The organism is Pseudomonas sp. LBUM1660 (assembly GCF_059695935.1).
Map to the genome: position 1 here is coordinate 5,892,947 of NZ_CP166795.1, position 17,991 is coordinate 5,910,937.

Sequence of the window (17,991 nt, forward strand, 5' to 3'; positions counted from 1 at the left end):
TGCCCCCATCGCGAGCAGGCTCGCTCCTACATTGGATCTTTAGTGAGCACAGATTTTGTGTACGGCAGAGGCTCTTGTGGGAGTGAGCCTGCTCGCGATGGGGCCAGCCTGGTCACCTCCGGAAACACCAGGCAAAACACCCACTCTTCCCCCAAGAAAATACTGACTAACCTTCATGCATCCCCCCTGAGCAAGGACGCTCACGATGCTTCTGCGCCTGTTTTCCGCTTTGTTCCTGACCCTGTTTTGCCTGAGCTCAAACGCTGCCGACTGCCCCGACTGGCCACCCGCCCGCGCCCTGGACGAAATCACCGCCCTGCAAAAACAGATCGATTTCTGGGACGACAATTATCACCGCCACGGACGCTCACGGGTCGCCGATGAAATCTATGATCAGTCCCACGCGCGATTGAGCGAATGGCGTGAGTGTTTTGATTTGAGTCTGGCGCCCGACCCCTTGCGCACGGCGGGCGGCAAGATTACCCATCCCATCGCCCATACCGGCCTGGACAAACTCCGTGATGGAAGTGCCGTAGAAGACTGGATGCGTGATCGAAGCGACATCTGGATACAACCCAAGGTCGATGGGGTGGCGGTGACGCTGATCTATCGCAACGGTTTGCTGCGCCAGGCGATCAGTCGCGGTGACGGAGTCAACGGCCAAGACTGGACCACTTCGGCGCGACTGATTCCCGCCATCCCCCGGCAACTGCCGCAACCCTTGGATTTGCTGGTGCAAGGCGAACTCTATTGGCGCCTGACCGGCCATGTGCAAGCCAAGGCAGGCAGCCTCAACGCCCGCTCCACGGTGGCCGGGTTGATGGCACGCAAGGAGCTGAACGCCGAACAGGCAGGTGGTATCGGATTGTTTGTCTGGGATTGGCCGCAAGGTCCGGCAAGCCTGCCCGCTCGCGTGGCGACTCTCGATGAAATGGGTTTTCCGGGCACTGCGCCTTACAGCCAGCCGATCAAGGTGTTTGCCGACGCGGAACGATGGCGCGATCACTGGTATCGCACGCCCCTGCCCTTCGCCAGTGACGGTGTCGTTTTGCGTCAGAGCCAGCGGCCACCGGCCGATCGCTGGCAAGCGCGACCCTCCTTCTGGAGCGTTGCCTGGAAGTATCCGTTCGCCCAGGCACTGGCCGAAGTTCGCAAGGTCCACTTCAAGATCGGACGGACTGGGCGGATTACACCGGTGCTCGATCTTGCACCCGTGAAGCTCGATGACCGACAGATCAAGCGCGTCAGCGTCAGCTCCCTGCGGCGTTGGGAGGAACTGGATATCCGCCCCGGCGATCAGGTGTCCGTCAGCTTGGCGGGGTTGACCATTCCAAGGCTCGACGGTGTCGTGCTGCGCAGTACCGAACGCACGGAATTGAACGTGCCGTCGGCAGCAGACTTTCATCATTTGAGTTGCTGGCAACCGACATCAGGATGCGAGAGCCAATTCCTCGCGCGCCTGACCTGGCTCAGCGGCAAACAGGGACTGGCTTTGCCCCATGTCGGCCCTGGCACTTGGGAGAAACTTTTCGAAACAGGCCGCCTAAACGGCCTGCTGGATTGGTTGACCCTCGATGCTCAAGAGCTTGCTAACATTGCCGGCTTCGGCGAGCGCAGCGCGGCTCGTCTTTCAGACAGTTTTCACAGCGCCCGGCAACGTCCGTTTGCTCGCTGGCTCAAAGCCTTGGGGTTGCCGCCGACCGGCCAGGCACGGCTTGCCGATTCATGGCAGGAACTGGCGAATAGAAACACCAAACAATGGCAGGCAGAAGCAGGAATCGGCCCGGGACGCGCGGCGCAATTGAGCGCGTTTTTCCGCGACCCGCACGTCCTGGCACTGAGTCAAACATTACGCATAGCCGGGATTGACGGCTTTTAAACGTCGGCGACACCTGGCAGCCCGGGAACCCAAAGGTGCCAACGGGCTCAAACGCCCATCGCCACATCGACCCGATTGTCTTTGCACATGGAGCTTTTATGAAATTTCTTTCACCGCTCGCCTTGCTGACCCTTTGCAGCGTGATGGCCGCTCCCCTGATGGCCGCCGAAGAAGCCCCAGGGCTCACCGGCTGCGCCGCCAAGAAACAGGGCATCATCAATCAGATCGAACTGGCCAAATCCCACGGCAACGCCGAACAGCAGGCCGGCCTCGAAACGGCCCTGAGCGAAGTCACCGCCCATTGCACCGACGCCTCGCTGAAGAAGGAACGGGAAAACAAGGTGCTCGACGCCAAGCATGAAGTCAGCAAGCGTCAGTCCGACCTGGACAAAGCCATGAAGAAAGGCGATCCGGACAAGATCAACAAGCGCAAAGATAAACTCGCCGAGTCCCGCAAGGAATTGCAGGACGCGCTCGACGAGCTGGATAAGTAAGCCATCACTGAATCGGGGGCTTACCTGTGGCGAGGGAGCTTGCTCCCGCCGGGCTGCGAAGCGGCCCTAAACGCGGTTATTCAGGCAGACCGCATTTTCCGGGTTTACGACGGCTTCGCCTCCGAGCGGGAGCAAGCTCCCTCGCCACAGTTGCGCAGCAGGTCTACCCAGATCACACCCGAGAATCAATGATCCCGAAACTCTTTATGGCAGGCACTGCAGGCATCTTCGACTTTCTGCACCGCCGGGCCCAGATTACTGGCCTTGTAAGGCTGAACCTTGCTGGCAATCACCAACTCACCGGTGGCGGCTTCAAGGGTGCGAACCATGTCCTGGAAACGCGCCTGCTGCTGCCACACATTGTCCTTGGCGCTGGTGTGATCTTCTTCGCGCACCTGCGGGAAATGTTTCCACGGCTCACGGGACAAGGTGTCGAGCTTCACGGCGCCTTCCGCAAATTTCGGACCGTCGAACGGGATACGACCACGCAACATGCCACCCAGGTCTTCGCCGGTCTTGAGCATCTGTTTGAAGATCGCCTTGCGTTGTCCCAGCGGCGAATTCGGATCAACCCCACCGCAGGCAGACAAGGTCAGGCAGGCCAGCAATACAACAGAAAGTCTTTTAAGAGTCATGGTGGCTTCAGGTCACGGGAAACGGCGGCCAGTATCCTCGCGTCATCGGCAAAGACCAATAGCCCTATTATCAATACGGGTTGTTTGAGCGCATGGAGCACTCAGGCAACCGGCAAAGGAATTACTCCATGAACAGCCGTTTCAAGACATGGCGTCACCACCTCGTGTGGACTCTTCCAATGGTGGCCGTGCTCGCCGGCTGCACCGGCGGCGATAAAAACACCCCTAAGACCCACGCGCTGGCGACTTACTCCAGTGCCAGCTGGGAAGCACTGCCGGCGGTGTCCGACACCGATCTGGTCGCCGGCTTCGGCTCGTGGCGCAGCGCCTGCACCCGGCTCAAGGCCGACCCGGTCTGGGGCTCGACCTGCGCGGCTTCGGCCAATGTGCCGCAGACCGCCAGCGACATTCGCGGCTTCCTCAAGCAGAACCTCGATGTCTACGGCCTGCGCGCCGCCAATGACAATCCCAACGGTTTGATCACCGGCTATTACGAGCCGGTCTACCCGGGCAGCCTGACCCAGACCGAAGTGGCGAACATTCCGGTGTACGGCGTGCCCGAGGACATGATCATTGTCTCGCTGGACAGCATCTACCCCGAACTCAAGGGCAAACGCCTGCGCGGACGTCTCGAAGGACGCGTACTCAAACCTTACGACGATGCGGCAACGATCGAGACCAACGGGGTCAAGGCGCCAGTGGTTGCGTGGCTGACCGACCCGATGAACCTGCAATTTCTGCAAATCCAGGGTTCGGGGCGCATTCAGCTCGACGACGGTCGTCAGTTGCGCATCGCTTACGCTGACCAGAACGGCCATCCATACCGCCCCATCGGGCGCTGGCTGGTGGAGCAAGGCGAGCTGAAGAAAGAAGACGTGACCATGGGTGCCATCAGCACGTGGGCCAAGGCCAATCCATCGCGTATTCCGGAACTGCTGGGCAGCAACCCGAGTTATGTGTTTTTCACCCGCAACCCGGACAGCAACGAAGGGCCACGCGGCTCGCTGAACGTTCCGCTGACGGCCGGTTACAGTGCGGCGGTGGATCGCAAAGTGATTCCGCTGGGCAGCCTGTTGTGGTTATCCACCACCAAACCGGACGGCACAGCACTGGTACGGCCCGTGGCGGCGCAAGACACGGGCGGCGCGATTGCTGGCGAAGTGCGTGCGGATCTGTTCTGGGGCACTGGCGAGGCGGCCGGGCAACTGGCTGGGGATATGAAGCAGCAAGGGCAGATCTGGATGCTCTGGCCTAAAGGCGCGGCGTTGCCGCAAGTGCCACAAGTTGCCGATGCAGTAAAAGATAAGCCCTGAAATCTGCACTGGCAGTCAGATAGCTATCGCGAGCAGGCTCGCTCCCACAGAGGGAGCGCATTCCAATGTGGGAGCGAGCCTGCTCGCGATGAGGCCAGCACAATCACCGACGTTCTTTCAGACCGATACTACAAAGAAACTGGCAATCAACCCCATCCCCACAAACCACACCAGCGACCGCAAAATCGCCCAGTCCGCCAGATAGCAAATGATGTACAGCAGCCGACTGGTGATAAACAGCACCGCCAGCACGTTGACCGTCACCAGCTGCGCCGTGCCCACCAGGTGCGCAACAATCACCGCCGTCGCGAACGCCGGGGTCACTTCAAAACTGTTCAGTTGCGCCGCATACGCGCGTCGACCCAAACCATTCAGCGAATCAAGAAAGTCCCGGGGGTCATGGTTGTCTTGCAGCCCGAACCTGCCGCTGACCTTGGCAATGCCCGTGCAGAGATAGGGCAGGAAAATCGCGATCAAAATGCACCACAGAGCAACCGTCATAAAGCAGTCCTTTCTTCAGTTTTAGAATGTTGAGTACCCGTCAGAACTTCATCACCAAAATACCGATCAGCACGAGCCCACAGGCTAAGAGCCTTGGCCTGCCGAAAGGTTCTTTCAGGTAACGCATGCCGAACAGCACCACCAGGATCACGCTGATCTCGCGCAACGCCGCCGCTTCGGCAATCGACCCCAGCTGCATTGCCCACAGCACCAAAGCGTAGCTGAACAACACGCAGAACCCGACCGCCAGCCCCAGTCGCCACTGTTCACGCCAGAACAGCATGAACGCCGGGCGCTTGCGCACTAACGCCAGCAATGGGAAAGGCCAGGCGCTGAGCAACGTGACCCAGACCAGATAGTCCAGAGGGTGCGACCAGCGCCGTAACGCCTGGCCATCGATGAAGGTGTAGCAGCCGATGCACAGGCCGATCAGCGCCACCACCGGCAACATCGACCACGGTAGACGCGCGCCCCCGCCACCCTGCCAGAGCAGGCACAGCATGCCAAACGGGATCAACAGGATTCCGAAGATCTGCTGATTCGTCAGCACTTCGCCAGCGAAGATCAGCGTCAGTGCCAGCACCACCAGCGGCGACAGCCCACGCATCAACGGATAGACCAACCCGAGGTCGCCGACTCGATACGCCTGGATCAACAGATAGCGATAGAGCAATTCGAACGCCGCCGACGCCAGAATCCACGGCCAGATTTCACTCGGTGGCAGCGCCACGAACGGCAGCATCAGAGCGACAAACAGCATCGCGACGCTGTCCATGCAGGCCACCACCAGCAGACGTTCGGCGCTGAATTTGATCAGGGTATTCCACGCCGCGTGCAACAGCGCCGCCACCAACACCAAAGCCGTCGCAAGCACGGCACACTCCTTTTATTGACCGCTGGCTCCTACGGGAAGCGCATGGATAATTGATTCGCCATAGGTCAGCAGCTGTTTATACTGCACGCGACCACGCCGCACTCAGTTGCGCACAGACTAATTCCAATAATTTCTGCCACTGCCCGCGCTCATCGAGAACGGTCATCGGCATGCGTATGCCTGATCAGAGCGTCAAGAATACCGACAGAGACCTTGCGCATGCCACTCGCCTTGCTCGCCCTTGCTGTTGCCGCGTTCGGCATCGGCACCACTGAATTCGTCATCATGGGCCTGCTGCCCGACGTCGCCCGCGACCTCGCCGTGAGCATTCCCCACGCCGGCCTGCTGATCACCGGCTACGCCCTGGGCGTGGTGTTCGGTGCGCCGATCCTCGCTATCGGCACCGCCAACATGCCGCGCAAAGCCACGCTGTTGGGCATGACGCTGATGTTCATCCTCGGCAACGTGTTGTGCGCATTGGCGCCGAACTACGCCACATTGATGGCCGCACGAGTGGTCACCGCGCTGTGCCACGGTGCGTTTTTTGGCATCGGCTCAGTGGTCGCGGCGGGGCTGGTTGCGCCGAACAAAAGAGCGCAGGCCATTGCCATGATGTTCACCGGCCTGACGCTGGCCAACGTGCTCGGCGTGCCATTGGGCACCGCGCTCGGGCAATACGCCGGTTGGCGTTCGACGTTCTGGGCGGTCTCGGTAATCGGCGTGATTGCAGCCCTCGCGCAGTGGCTTTGGCTGCCGAAGGACATCGCGATGGACAAGGCCAACCTCGCCAGCGAGTTCAAAGTGCTGGGCAAGGTCAATGTGTTGCTGGCCTTGGGCATGAGCGTGCTGGCGTCGACCAGCTTGTTCAGCGTGTTCACCTACATCGCGCCGATTCTGCAGGACATCACCGGTGTCAGCCCGCATGTCGTGACGATCATGCTGCTGTTGTTTGGCGTCGGCCTGACGGCGGGCAGCATGCTGGGCGGTCGTCTGGCGGACAGCCGATTACTGCCTTCATTAGTGGGCATGGCGCTGGCCGTCGCGGTGGTATTGGCTGCCTTTAGCCAGACCAGTCACTCGGTTATTCCGGCGGCGATCACGCTGGTGCTATGGGGGATTTTTGCCTTTGCCCTGTGCCCGATTCTGCAACTGCTGATCATCGATCAGGCGCATGATGCCCCGAACCTCGGCTCGACGCTGAACCAGAGCGCTTTCAATCTCGGCAACGCGGCGGGCGCTTGGATCGGCGGCCTGGTGGTTGCCAGCGGTGCGGACCTGGCGGATCTGCCGTGGACCGGAGCGCTGGTCAGTGGCCTGACGGTGCTGACGGCGCTGTTCTATATCTACCTGCAACGTCGCGGGGCGGCCGCGGTCAATGTGTCCGGCTGAACAGGCCGGGCATCACTGATTACTTTTTGCTCTTCTGCGGATCAGGCTCCGAATTCTGATCCGCCGTCTTCTTCGGCGGGCCGCTCTCGCTGCGGATCTGCGCGTGGCTGATCAGCGCGAAGATGAAGCTGCCGCCGATGATGTTCCCCGCCAGCGTCGGCCCGGCGAACACCAGCCAGAAATCCTTCCACGGCAACTCGCCGGCAAACACCAGGTACGAGACCTCCGCCGAACCGACCACGATGTGGGTGAAATCCCCCAGCGCCATCAGGTAAGTGATGAGGATGATGATCCACATCTTGGCGCTCTCCATGGATGGGATCATCCAGACCATGGTGGCAATCATCCAGCCCGAGACGATGCCTTTGGCGAACATCTGGCTGGCGTCGTTTTCCATGATCTTGCGCCCGATATCGAGGAAAGCCAGGTCGGTCTTGCTGTCGAAAATCGGCAGATTGAGCATCACGTAGGCCACGAGCAGCGTGCCGCAGAGGTTGCCGACCAGCACCACCGACCAGAGGCGTAGCAATCGCCCGAAATTGTTCAGTGTGGGTTTGGTCATGATCGGCAGCACGGCCGTCAGGGTGTTCTCGGTGAACAACTGCTGACGGGCGAGGATTACCGCGAGAAAGCCGGCGCAGTAGCCGAAACTGGCGATCACCTTGAAGCCTTCACCGTCCGGCAGTCGGGAGTTGAGCAATCCCATGGCCATCAGCGACAACCCCATGGTCAGGCCGGCGGCCAGTGCCGACCACCACAAGGCGGCGACACTGCGCTCGAGTTCCTGATCACCCTGGGTGCGGATGATCTCGTGCAGCACCGCGGCGCGCGGTGGCTGGTTCTTGTCGACCTCGTGCCGTTCTTCCGGCGACAGGTTTGGGGTCTTGCCTTCTTTCTTGGCGTCCATAAAGCTCCGGAACCGGTGGTGTGTCATGTAGGTACGACACGCGAGGTTCGGAGCTGTTCACTGACCGTCCAACGAAACCGGCTCTTTAGGAGCGAGGCTTGCCCGCGAAGGGTTCACCTCGGTATTGGTGGTGACACAAATGACGCCTTCGCGAGCAAGCTTCGCTCCTACGGGGCTCGCATTACTCGCTGGCGATATCGTCCTTGAACTGGTCTTTGACGTATTTGATCTCGGTCTGGCCGTGCGGAGCGGGCAAGCCGTCTTCACCCAGATTGACGAAGACAATCTTATCCACCGTCAGGATGCTTTTGCGGGTGATCTTGTTGCGGACTTCGCACTTCAGGGTGATTGAGGTACGACCGAACTCGGTGGCGGTGATGCCCAGTTCGATGATGTCGCCCTGGCGCGAAGCGCTGACGAAGTTGATCTCGGAAATGTACTTGGTCACCACACGCTGATTGCCCAACTGGACGATGGCGTAGATCGCCGCTTCTTCGTCGAGCCAGCGCAACAGGCTGCCGCCGAACAGCGTGCCGTTGGGGTTGAGGTCTTCGGGTTTTACCCATTTGCGGGTGTGGAAATTCATATTCACTCCTGAGCGTCTTGCCGAATGTTGGGCGGCATCATGGCAGAGCCCGACCTAGAGCTCTATTGAGCATCGACTATGGTCTCGATTACCGTTCGGACATTGACTGATAGAAACGCTTTGGAAGATAAGAATAGCCCGCTATAATCGCCACCGTTTCAAAACGGTAACGTTCCATTGATACCGTTTTCCCGCCACCTGTCCGAGGGGCGCTGCAGCAGGTTCGACCTGTCAGGCTCGGATGGGGCGTTGACTGGCCATGATCGGCCGGACACTAAACGCACAACGGCGCCCATTCGCATACATTACGAATGGAGGCTCATCATGAGCGCTGTTATCACGCCTGCAGATTTTACCGATTACAAAGTGGCCGACATGTCCCTGGCTGCCTGGGGCCGTCGCGAAACCATCATCGCCGAATCCGAAATGCCAGCCCTGATGGGTCTGCGCCGCAAATACGCCGGTGAGCAGCCGCTGAAAGGCGCCAAGATCCTCGGCTGCATCCACATGACCATTCAGACCGCCGTGCTGATCGAAACCCTGGTTGCCCTGGGTGCCGAAGTGCGTTGGTCGTCCTGCAACATTTTCTCGACTCAAGACCAGGCCGCTGCCGCTATCGCTGCTGCCGGCATCGCGGTTTATGCCTGGAAAGGCGAAACCGAAGAAGAGTACGAGTGGTGCCTGGAGCAAACCATCCTGAAAGATGGCGCGCCTTGGGATGCCAACATGATCCTCGACGACGGCGGCGACTTGACCGAGCTGCTGCACAAGAAATACCCGGCGATCCTGGACCGCGTCCACGGCGTCACCGAAGAAACCACCACTGGCGTTCACCGTCTGCTGGACATGCTGGCCAAGGGCGAGCTGAAAATCCCGGCCATCAACGTCAACGACTCGGTAACCAAGAGCAAGAACGACAACAAGTACGGCTGCCGTCACAGCCTGAACGATGCGATCAAGCGCGGTACCGACCACCTGCTGTCCGGCAAGCAAGCGCTGGTCATCGGTTACGGTGACGTGGGCAAGGGCTCCGCTCAGTCCCTGCGTCAGGAAGGCATGATCGTCAAGGTTTCCGAAGTCGACCCAATCTGCGCCATGCAAGCCTGCATGGACGGTTACGAGCTGGTTTCGCCGTTCATCGACGGTATCAACAACGGCACCGAAGCCAGCATCGACAAAGCCCTGCTGGGCAAGATCGACCTGATCGTGACCACCACCGGCAACGTCAATGTTTGCGATGCAAACATGCTCAAAGCCCTGAAGAAGCGCGCTGTTGTCTGCAACATCGGCCACTTCGACAACGAAATCGACACCGCTTTCATGCGCAAGAACTGGGCATGGGAAGAAGTGAAGCCACAGGTTCACAAGATCCACCGTACCGGTCCTGGCGCATTCGATGCCCAGAACGACGACTACCTGATCCTGTTGGCTGAAGGCCGTCTGGTTAACTTGGGTAACGCCACCGGCCACCCAAGCCGCATCATGGACGGTTCGTTCGCCAACCAGGTTCTGGCGCAGATCTTCCTGTTCGGCCAGAAGTACGCCGACCTGTCGCCAGCCCAGAAAGCCGAGCGCCTGACCGTTGAAGTACTGCCGAAGAAACTCGACGAAGAAGTGGCCCTGGAAATGGTCCGCGGTTTCGGCGGCGTGGTGACTCAACTGACCAAGACCCAGGCCGACTACATCGGCGTGACCGTCGAAGGTCCGTTCAAGCCGCACGCTTACCGCTACTGATCGGTCCTGCTGTCCGCCCTACTCTGTGGGGCGGACTCATCGCTCTGTAGGAGCGAAGCTTGCTCGCGAACGCTTCACCGCGGTGTTACTGAAACACCGCGGCGCCAATATTCGCGAGCAAGCTTCGCTCCTACAGAGAGCACGGCGCCTGCAAGGCTTACGCGTTTCCAAGGATATGACCATGTCCCAAGACCGTCGCTACAGCTTCGAGTTCTTCCCTACGAAGACCGACGCTGGGCATGAAAAACTGCTCGCCACTGCTCGTCAGCTGGCCACGTACAACCCCGATTTCTTCTCCTGCACCTATGGCGCTGGCGGTTCGACCCGTGATCGCACCCTCAACACCGTGTTGCAGCTCGAAAGCGAAGTCAAAGTCCCTGCCGCACCGCATCTGTCTTGCGTTGGCGACAGCAAGGACGACCTGCGCGGCCTGTTGACTCAATACAAGGCAGCCGGCATCAAGCGCATCGTTGCCCTGCGCGGTGACCTGCCTTCGGGTATGGGCATGGCCAGCGGCGAATTGCGCCACGCCAATGACCTGGTTCAATTCATTCGTGAAGAAACCGGCGATCATTTCCACATCGAAGTCGCTGCCTACCCGGAAATGCATCCGCAAGCGCGCAATTTCGAAGACGATCTGAACAACTTCGTTCGCAAGGCCAACGCTGGCGCCAACAGTGCGATCACCCAGTACTTCTTCAACGCCGACAGCTACTTCTACTTCGTCGAGCGTGTACGGGCGATGGGCGTGCACATCCCGATCGTGCCGGGGATCATGCCGATCACCAACTACAGCAAACTCGCGCGTTTCTCCGACGCTTGCGGTGCGGAAATTCCGCGCTGGATCCGCAAGCAGCTGGAAGCCTACGGCGACGACACTCAGAGCATCCAAGGCTTTGGTGAGCAAGTCATCACAGAAATGTGCGAACGCCTGCTGCAAGGTGGCGCACCGGGGCTGCACTTCTACACACTGAACCAGGCTGAAGCGAGTCTGGCAGTGTGGAATAACCTGAAGCTGCCGCGCTGATACAGTGCAGTACTGCAAAAAGGCTCTGGCGAAACCCAGGGCCTTTTTTATGGACTGCGCATTGGGCCAGAGCTTCTGAATCGACCTTCTGGCTCTTTATGATTTCTCGTCGTAATCTCAAGCCATGCCTCTGATCGCACAGTTACTGACCGTGTTTCTTTTCACTTGCCTGAGCTTTGCCGCCCGGGGCGAGAAGCTGCGCATTGTCACCGAGCCGTGGGCGCCTTATGTGTATGAGGAAAACGGCAAATCCCTGGGCCTGGATTACGAAACCACGGCCATCGTCTTCAATCGCCTGGGAATCGAAGTGGATTGGCAGTTCCTGCCATGGAAACGCTGTCTGTCGATGCTTGAATCGGGCCAGGCCGATGGCGCGCTGGACATCTTTCATAGCGATGAACGCGATGCGACACTCCTGTATCCCGGCGAACCGCTGTCGGAAGTCGAATTCGTGATGTTCTACGCCAATGAGCGGCCCCATCCGTTTCGCACCCTGGACGATCTGAAAGGCCTGACTATCGGCACCTCGCCGGGTTATCTGTACAGCGAGGACTTCAGCGGCTCGACACTGTTTACTCGGGAGCCGGCGCCCACCCACGAAGCCAACTTCGGAAAACTGGTGCGCGGGCGCATCGACCTGTTGATCACCGATCGCCGGGTCGGCCAGCATTTGCTCGACGAATTGGGCATCCGCGACAAGATCACCGAAAACCCCACCGTCATCAGCCACCAGAGCCAGTTTTTGGCGGTACGGCGCAACGCCGGCATGGATTTGCTGGTGCAGCGTTTCGGTGCCGAGCTCAAGCGCTTCAAGCGCGAGCCCGCCTACGCGGAGCTCAGCGCCCGTTATGGCGCGGGTCCCGGCACCGGAGGGCAAGCTACTACCGCCACCACGGCCACCGTAAAAACCGTTGAGCAGCAGGAAAGCGGCGCGCAGTGATTGCTCTGTTATACTCCGGCCTTCCCGCCAGGCTCACGCCCGGACGCTCGGACTTGTTCAAGGCATCTCGATCCGCTACAGCGCAGCTTTTCAGCCCGCGCGAGCGCTCCAGACGAGCCTTCGAGGCCCAGCAGGACCGGACGGGATTGCGTTCCTCTTAAACGCCATTCGCGCCAGGCAAGACTCCCATTGGGCCAAGCCCTAACTAAAACAGGATTACTCATGTCCTTTGCTTCCCTCGGTCTCTCCGAGGCTTTAGTCCGCGCCATCGAGGCAGCGGGCTATACCGAGCCTACTCCGGTGCAACAGCGGGCTATCCCCGCCGTGTTGCAAGGTCGCGACCTTATGGTCGCGGCTCAGACAGGTACTGGTAAAACCGGCGGCTTCGCCCTTCCGATTCTGGAGCGGTTGTTCCCTAACGGTCACCCGGACAAATCCCAGCGTCACGGCCCGCGCCAACCGCGCGTACTGGTCCTGACCCCTACCCGCGAACTCGCGGCTCAAGTACACGAGAGCTTCAAGGTCTATGCCCGTGACCTGAAGTTCGTCAGCGCCTGCATCTTCGGCGGCGTCGGCATGAACCCGCAGGTTCAGGCCATGTCCCGCGGTGTTGACGTGCTGGTGGCCTGCCCGGGCCGTCTGCTCGACCTCGCTGGCCAAGGCAGCGTCGATTTGTCCCACGTGGAAATCCTCGTGCTGGACGAAGCCGACCGCATGCTCGACATGGGCTTTGTCCATGACGTGAAGAAGGTCTTGGCTCGTCTGCCGAGCAAACGTCAGAACCTGCTGTTCTCGGCGACGTTCTCCAAAGACATCACCGACCTCGCCGGCAAGCTGCTGCACAACCCGGAACGCATCGAAGTCACGCCACCGAACACCACGGTCGAGCGCATCGAGCAACGCGTCTTCCGCCTGCCAGCCAACCACAAGCGTTCGCTGCTGGCGCACTTGATCACCGCTGGCGCCTGGGAACAGGTCCTGGTGTTCACCCGCACCAAGCACGGCGCCAACCGTCTGGCCGAGTACCTGGACAAACACGGCCTCAGCGCCGTCGCGATCCACGGCAACAAGAGCCAGAACGCCCGCACCAAAGCCCTGGCCGACTTCAAGGCCGGTGAAGTGCGCATCCTGGTCGCTACCGACATCGCCGCGCGCGGCCTCGACATCGACCAACTGCCACACGTGGTCAACTTCGAACTGCCGAACGTCGACGAAGATTACGTTCACCGTATCGGCCGTACCGGCCGTGCCGGTCGTTCGGGTGAGGCGATCTCGCTGGTTGCCCCGGACGAAGAAAAGCTGCTGAAAAGCATCGAGCGCATGACCAAGCAGAAGATTGCCGACGGCAACCTGATGGGCTTCGACTCCAGCGCTGTAGAAGCCGAAAAACCGGAAGTGCGCGAGCGTCCGGATGTGCGTAACCCACGCAACCCACGTGGCCCACGCGGCGACGGCCCGAACGGCACCGGCGGTGGCGGCGGTCGTAAAGACAAGGGCAAGGACAAGGGCGGCAAGGAAAAACCTGCAGCCACTGGCCGTGGTGATCGCCCGGCCCGTGAACACAAACCACGCGAAGGCACCCCGGCTCGCGAGCAACAGCGTCCGGCCCCTCGTGCTGCCGCTGATCGTGCTCCGGATGAGTTCCTGGACGACGATGTGGATAACTTCGGTAACCGCGTTGACTACGTGCCTCAAGCCAAACCGGCTCAGGGCCGTGGCCGCCGTCCGGGTGCTCCGGCACCAGGCGCGGCAGCCGGCGCAGGTGCTCCACGCACCGGCGGCAAGCCTCAGGGTCGCCAAAGCGGTCCGCGCAGCAGCGACGGCGCCACCACCGGCACCCCGCCGGCCAAGCGCAGCGGCCCTCGCAACGGCGCTCCACGTGACGGCCAGGCCCGCCGCGAAGAGTCCCGCAACCGTCGTCCGGCTCGCACCGACGACCAGCCGCGTTCGGAACCGGCCGTGCAAAACCCGCGCGGACCGGCACCGAAGATCATTCACAAGGAGTCGAAAACCGATCGTTTCCCGACTCCAGAGCAACTTGATCAACTGCCAGGCCGTCCGCGCGGTGAGAAGCCAGCGTTGCTGACCCGCAATCGCTGATTTATCGCTGCAATGAAAAATGCCCCGGGTCTCACGATCCGGGGCATTTTTTTTTGCTTCACCAAAATCCCTGTAGGAGCGAGGCTTGCCCGCGAAGGGGTCAACCGGATTTCCGTGGTGAGGCCGCTGGCGCTTTCGCGGGCAAGCCTCGCTTCTACAGGATTTGTGGTGCGACGCAGATTATGTTCGCCATAAAAAACGCCCCCGATCGCGAGATCGGGGGCGTTTTTGTTCAGGCGGCGAAAATTACTTCGCTTTCACACCTTCAAACGTCACGTACAGATCGACCGCATCGGACGATGGGCCCAGGTCTTTCTGTTTGCCGAAATCGGAACGTTTGATGCTGGTAGTGCCTTCGAAGCCGGCACGGTAGCCGCCCCACGGATCCTTGCCTTCGCCCAGGAAAGTGGCCTTGACCACGACTGGTTTGGTCACACCAAGAATGGTCAGGTCGCCGGTCACGTCGGCAGTGTCTTTGCCAGCGGCGTTTTTGCCGGTGGATTTGACGCTGGTGGAGACGAACTTGGCATCGCCAAACTTGCCCACGTTCAGGAAGTCACCGCTGGCGATGTGCTTGTCACGTTCAGCGTGGTTGGTGAATACGCTGGCGGTTTTGACATTGAACTCGATCTTGCTGTCTTCCGGCTTGGCCGCATCGAAGCTGAACTTGCCATCGATATCTTTGAAGGTACCGGTGATGAAGCTATAGCCCAAGTGGCTGATCTTGAAGTCAACGAAGGCGTGCTGGCCTTCTTTGTCGACGACATAGTCGGCCGCCATTACGTTAGCGGACAGCAGAGCCGAACCGATTGCCAGAGCAGCGAGTGTTTTTTTCAACATGCTTTCTATTCCTTTGGAGTCGAGGTTGAACTTCAGGCTTTGCGGCCCAGCATTCGAGTGAGGGTCGCATCACGGTCGATAAAGTGGTGTTTCAATGCTGCCAACGCATGGAGACCGGAAAAAATTACCAGTGCCCACGCCAGATACAGATGGATCACACCGGCGGTGTCTGCCTGGTCCGGTAGCCCGGAAACCAGCGCAGGAATTTCAAACAGGCCAAACACCGAAATCCCGACACCGTCTGCGGTGGAAATCAGGTATCCGGCAATCATCACCGCAAACAGACTGAGGTACAGGAACGAATGACCGAACTTGGCGCCGAGACGCGTCATGCGGCTATACGTTTCCAGTGTCGGCGGTGGCGGGCTGATAAAGCGCCACAACACCCGCAAGACCATGACAGCCAACAACACCAGGCCAATGCTCTTGTGCAATTCCGGCGCGTCTTTACGCCAGGTGCTGTAGTAGTCGAGACCGACCATCCACAAGCCCAGCGCGAACAAGCCGAAGACCGCCAGCGCCACGCCCCAGTGCATGAAGATGCTGACCCAACCGTAGCGCGAAGAAGAATTACGTAGCTGCATTGCCCAAATCCTGTGAGAACTGCGACCAAGACTATCGAGTTATCTATCGAATTAAAGCGGAAAATTTCGCTTTGAAATATCGAGAAATACGATCAAGAGTCTGAAAGAAAGGCGTTAAGGAAAGATTAAAGGCGAAAGTGTGGCGGGATGTTAGCTGCACGCGCAGAAATGCCAGGTGAATGGGAGGCCTGCTCGCGAATGCTATCTGCCAGGCAAAAAAAAGCGCGGCTCTCAAGCCGCGCTTCCTTTCACGCCAAAGCCTTACTGCGCCTTGGTCTCTGTCGCTGCCGGAGTTGGCGCAGCAGGCTTGGCCGCCGGCTTCTTCGCAGGTTCAGCTTTCTTCGCCGCAGGTTTTGCCGGAGCCTTTTTGGCCTCGGTTTTAGCCGCAGGCTTCTTCGCCGCAGGCTTGGCCGCGGCTTTTTTGGCTGGCTCGGCTTTGACAGGAACAGCAGGCTTCGGTGCTTCCACTGGCGCAGGGGCTGGAGTTGGCACTGGAGCAGGAGCCGGTGCTACCGGAGCCACTGGCTCTGGTGCCTTGACGGGTTCCGGCTTCTTGTCGTCATCGGACGAACCACCGAACAGGTTGGTGAAGAAGTTGCCTTTCTTCGCCGCCACCGCACCCGCCGCTACAGCGGTCGCTGCCGGCACAACCTTCGCAGGCTCAAACGACTTGCCCGCTGCCAGGTCTTCAACCTGACTGGCCGCGCGCTGACCGGTGCGCAGCGCACCTTCCAGCGTGCCCGGGTACAAGGTGTCGGTGTGCTCGCCAGCGAACGCTACGCGCTGCAGCGGACGTTCCCACAGGCGCCAGTATTTGCTGATCTGGCCCGGGCCGAAGGCCAGGTAAGCGCCGCCCATCGACGGGTCGGTGCTGTAGCGGCGGATTTCATAACCGGTGAACGAACCGCGCGCCTGTGGATAAAACGCGTGCAGACGAATCAGCACCTGGTCGACCATCTGTTTGTCGCCGAACGCCTGCATCACCCGTGCGTTATCGCCGGACAGGTTGATCACCACGTTGGCGCCACCCTTCAGCGCCGGCTCGACCCACAACATGCCCAGGCCGGTGTTGCTGTAGATCTCGCCGGACATGCGCGCCTTGCTTTCCCACACTGGCGTCTTGAACTTCAGCATGATCTGGTCACGCCAGCCGTAGTTGGTGCCCTTGATGGCGCCCAGGTGCTGGGCATCCAGCGCCGGGGTCATTTGAATCTTGTTCAGGGCGCGCAACGGCACGGCCACCACCACGTAGTCAGCCTGATAGCCGACGCTGCCGACTTTGACGGTCACGCCGTCCTTGTCCTGGGTGATGGACGACACTGGAGAGCTGGTCTTGATGGTTTTCAGCTGCTTGACAAAGGCCTGGGCCAGTACCGGGCTGCCGCCGAGCAGGCGCGAGGCACGCAGGTCACGGTCGGAGACGCCGCGGTAAACACGGCTCTGCTGTGCGAAATACAGCAGCGACAGGCGCGAAGGTTCGTCATAACGGGTACGAATCTGCTGGTTCACCAACTGACGTGCCGTGGCTGGCAAGCTCAGACGGTCGAGCCAGTTGGAGACGTTGATCTGATCCAGAGCGTGCAGCGTACTGTTGGCCGCCGGGTTCTGAGGATCTTCGATCGAACGCGCCAGATCATCCACGGTCTTTTCGTAGCGCTTGAGCGCCTCGCTGGTGGCCGGTTCCTTGGTGGCCAGATCGGCGGCGGTGTAATACACGCCATCGATCAGGTAGCTCGGGGTCCGCACGAACTCAGGGGCTGGCGTGGTGCTCAGCTTGAAGGTCGATACGTATTTGTTCAGGACCGGCTGGGTCTTGTCGTTGCCGATCCACTCGCTGGTGGCCATGCCGGAGCGACCGCCCAGGCTCGGCTTGGCTTCCAGCAGGGTCACCTGCCAGCCTTTGTTCTGCAGTTCATAAGCGGCGGTAAGGCCCGAGAGCCCGCCGCCGATCACGATCGCCGTTTTATCCTTGGCCAGCGCAGACACGCTGAACAGCCCCAACATCACCAGCGCACAGGCGCGCAGCCAACCAGCAGACATTCAGCGAACTCCGGAAATACACGAGAAAATAGCGGTTTTACGAGTCAGGCGACTCAAAGAACCGCGAAGAATACGTTAGCCATCAAAAGGCCGCCAGCGACGTCTATCGACCTATACAAAGTAGCTCAATCGACACAATGGGTTGTCC

Annotated in this window: 16 protein-coding genes and 1 riboswitch; of the genes, 8 read left to right on the plus strand and 8 right to left on the minus strand. The window is 60.0% G+C overall.

Features of this window, described 5'->3' with window-relative positions:
* Positions 1–205 precede the first annotated feature (205 nt).
* Positions 206–1,879 carry an NAD-dependent DNA ligase LigB gene (gene ligB, locus ACA068_RS27395; protein WP_497306068.1) on the plus strand — a complete coding sequence of 558 codons (1,674 nt, stop codon included), beginning with the start codon at positions 206–208 and terminating at the stop codon, positions 1,877–1,879.
* Between the two features lie 98 nt (positions 1,880–1,977).
* A complete protein-coding gene (locus ACA068_RS27400) occupies positions 1,978–2,373 on the plus strand; it encodes a DUF1090 domain-containing protein (RefSeq protein ID WP_497306070.1) in 396 nt (131 codons plus the stop codon).
* A 185-nt stretch (positions 2,374–2,558) separates the two neighbouring features.
* Here ACA068_RS27400 and ACA068_RS27405 read toward each other — a convergent pair whose 3' ends face one another.
* On the minus strand, positions 2,559–3,008 hold the full coding sequence (locus ACA068_RS27405) for a c-type cytochrome (RefSeq protein ID WP_219095086.1): 450 nt from the start codon (positions 3,006–3,008) through the stop codon (positions 2,559–2,561).
* Between the two features lie 128 nt (positions 3,009–3,136).
* Here ACA068_RS27405 and mltA point away from each other — a divergent pair, with 128 nt between their 5' ends.
* Positions 3,137–4,321 (plus strand): murein transglycosylase A, encoded by a 1,185-nt coding sequence (gene mltA, locus ACA068_RS27410; RefSeq protein ID WP_497306072.1) that lies wholly within the window; start codon positions 3,137–3,139, stop codon positions 4,319–4,321.
* Between the two features lie 117 nt (positions 4,322–4,438).
* On the opposite strand, the gene ACA068_RS27415 is transcribed toward mltA, so the two are convergent.
* The gene (locus tag ACA068_RS27415) at positions 4,439–4,822 is read right to left on the minus strand and encodes an MAPEG family protein (protein WP_497306074.1); all 384 of its coding nucleotides are present in this window, start codon (positions 4,820–4,822) and stop codon (positions 4,439–4,441) included.
* A 40-nt stretch (positions 4,823–4,862) separates the two neighbouring features.
* On the minus strand, positions 4,863–5,696 hold the full coding sequence (locus ACA068_RS27420; protein ID WP_497306076.1) for an EamA family transporter: 834 nt from the start codon (positions 5,694–5,696) through the stop codon (positions 4,863–4,865).
* A 219-nt stretch (positions 5,697–5,915) separates the two neighbouring features.
* Between ACA068_RS27420 and ACA068_RS27425 the strand changes: the two genes are divergently transcribed.
* A complete protein-coding gene (locus ACA068_RS27425) occupies positions 5,916–7,085 on the plus strand; it encodes an MFS transporter (protein ID WP_497306078.1) in 1,170 nt (389 codons plus the stop codon).
* Between the two features lie 19 nt (positions 7,086–7,104).
* Here the strand turns inward: ACA068_RS27425 and ACA068_RS27430 are convergent, their stop codons facing one another.
* Positions 7,105–7,992: a formate/nitrite transporter family protein gene (locus ACA068_RS27430; RefSeq protein ID WP_497306079.1), complete on the minus strand. Its 888-nt coding sequence runs from the start codon at positions 7,990–7,992 to the stop codon at positions 7,105–7,107.
* Positions 7,993–8,173: 181 nt separating this feature from the next.
* A complete protein-coding gene (locus ACA068_RS27435; RefSeq protein WP_109635529.1) occupies positions 8,174–8,578 on the minus strand; it encodes an acyl-CoA thioesterase in 405 nt (134 codons plus the stop codon).
* A gap of 198 nt (positions 8,579–8,776) precedes the next feature.
* Positions 8,777–8,879: riboswitch (S-adenosyl-L-homocysteine riboswitch) on the plus strand.
* Between the two features lie 23 nt (positions 8,880–8,902).
* Between ACA068_RS27435 and ahcY the strand changes: the two genes are divergently transcribed.
* The 4 genes from ahcY (at position 8,903) to rhlE2 (ending at position 14,379) form a co-directional block, all read left to right on the plus strand.
* On the plus strand, positions 8,903–10,312 hold the full coding sequence (gene ahcY, locus ACA068_RS27440; protein ID WP_219095081.1) for an adenosylhomocysteinase: 1,410 nt from the start codon (positions 8,903–8,905) through the stop codon (positions 10,310–10,312).
* A 181-nt stretch (positions 10,313–10,493) separates the two neighbouring features.
* Entirely contained in the window at positions 10,494–11,339 is an 846-nt protein-coding gene (gene metF, locus ACA068_RS27445) for a methylenetetrahydrofolate reductase [NAD(P)H] (protein ID WP_497306081.1), read from the plus strand.
* Between the two features lie 124 nt (positions 11,340–11,463).
* Positions 11,464–12,279 (plus strand): substrate-binding periplasmic protein, encoded by an 816-nt coding sequence (locus ACA068_RS27450; protein WP_497306083.1) that lies wholly within the window; start codon positions 11,464–11,466, stop codon positions 12,277–12,279.
* A gap of 222 nt (positions 12,280–12,501) precedes the next feature.
* Complete coding sequence (gene rhlE2 / locus ACA068_RS27455; RefSeq protein ID WP_497306084.1) at positions 12,502–14,379, plus strand: RNA helicase RhlE2; 1,878 nt, start codon at positions 12,502–12,504, stop codon at positions 14,377–14,379.
* A 246-nt stretch (positions 14,380–14,625) separates the two neighbouring features.
* On the opposite strand, the gene ACA068_RS27460 is transcribed toward rhlE2, so the two are convergent.
* From ACA068_RS27460 to ACA068_RS27470, 3 genes are all read right to left on the minus strand, one after another.
* Positions 14,626–15,219, minus strand: coding sequence for a YceI family protein (locus ACA068_RS27460; protein ID WP_497306086.1), 594 nt, complete (start codon positions 15,217–15,219; stop codon positions 14,626–14,628).
* Positions 15,220–15,251: 32 nt separating this feature from the next.
* Positions 15,252–15,803 (minus strand): cytochrome b, encoded by a 552-nt coding sequence (locus tag ACA068_RS27465; RefSeq protein WP_497306087.1) that lies wholly within the window; start codon positions 15,801–15,803, stop codon positions 15,252–15,254.
* A 261-nt stretch (positions 15,804–16,064) separates the two neighbouring features.
* Entirely contained in the window at positions 16,065–17,843 is a 1,779-nt protein-coding gene (locus ACA068_RS27470) for a flavin monoamine oxidase family protein (RefSeq protein ID WP_497306089.1), read from the minus strand.
* Between the last annotated feature and the right edge of the window lie 148 nt (positions 17,844–17,991).